The organism is Sulfuricurvum sp. RIFCSPLOWO2_12_FULL_43_24 (assembly GCF_001829605.1).
Classification (GTDB): domain Bacteria; phylum Campylobacterota; class Campylobacteria; order Campylobacterales; family Sulfurimonadaceae; genus Sulfuricurvum.
On sequence record NZ_MIBT01000062.1, the window covers coordinates 1 to 1274 of the forward strand.

A 1274-nucleotide genomic window follows, 5' to 3' on the forward strand; every position below is an offset into this window, starting at 1 on the left:
CTCGTTTTTGAAATGTTTGTAAAATATTTTGGAGATCAATTCGCCGTTTTCTTCCCCGCCGTTGCCTTGGGCTAATGTGATTGTTTTTGTCATTTATACTATCCCTGTTTCATTTTTTTATCACTCAATACTTCCCAATGCCCACGAGTTCCGCCTACTCTGTCTATCATCTTCATCTCTTTTAATTTAGAGATATTTTCTTCTATTTTCCTCACCGATATACCGACAATGTCGGAGAGTTTTTGTGCTGATATTTTAGGATTTTCACTCATGCTTTGCACGATTAGCTTTTGATTATCGGTCAAATCATTACCGACCTTATTACCGACCTTATTACCGACCTTTTGCAGTGACTCTAAAATAACACTCAACATAAATTCTATAAACGGTGTGCTCTCTCCTGAACTTCCCGAATTTTCCAAAGCTTTATAGTACGATTCTTGATAATCCCGTACAATGCTCTCGGTTGCAATGGAAGAGAAAACTTTTTTGTAGTTATATAAAATCACACTTTGCCAAAGTCGCCCAATCCTCCCGTTACCGTCACTAAAAGGGTGAATAAATTCAAATTCATAATGAAAAATACAACTTTTTATCAGCGGATGTTCATTGGAATTTTTCAGCCATTCAAACAAATCGTGCATCAAATCTGGTACTCTCTCATAAGGCGGTGCAACATGACTTACTCCGCCCTCTCCACCGACTCCAACATTGACTCTTCTAAAATTTCCGGCGGTTGTTAAAATCTCACCCATTAAAGTCTTATGTGCTTGAAGCAGATCTTTTAGAGAATTTTCATTGTACAGTTGTAAGTTTTCATACGCTTTTATAGCCCCTTCGACTTCTGCTAGTTCCAACACCGTTGCCAAAACTTTTTTTCCATCCAGAAGTGCAGTGATTTTTTCTTCGCCTAAGAAATTACCCTCTATCTCTAATGTTCCTGCCAATGTTTTAATGCGGTTAATTTTTCTCAAATAAGGGGTAATGAGATTATCTTCGTATATCTCTATTTTAGTCAAAGCTTCCGTAATCTCACTCACAAGATTAAGCATAGTAGAGGTAATCGTAAACGGCGGTTTATAACTCATAACTGCAAAGCCTTAGATTTATCATAGATTATATCAAATTCCCGTATTTGTAATAGGCGGCGCATGCCCCCTCTGAACTCACCATACAGCTCCCCAACGGAGAACTCGGCTTACATGCCGTTCCGAATACACTGCAATCTTGCGGTTTGGCAAATCCGCGCAGAATATCACCGCAGATACAAAGTT

General features: G+C 38.6%; 1 protein-coding gene and 1 pseudogene. Both read right to left on the reverse strand.

Annotation, left to right across the window (positions count from 1 at the left end; translation table 11 throughout):
• Positions 1-98: 98 nt before the first annotated feature.
• Complete coding sequence (locus A3G19_RS06470) at positions 99-1088, reverse strand: Fic family protein (RefSeq protein WP_294871334.1); 990 nt, start codon at positions 1086-1088, stop codon at positions 99-101.
• Positions 1089-1116: 28 nt separating this feature from the next.
• A pseudogene (locus A3G19_RS06475) lies at positions 1117-1274 on the reverse strand (hydrogenase formation protein HypD); the annotation flags it as partial.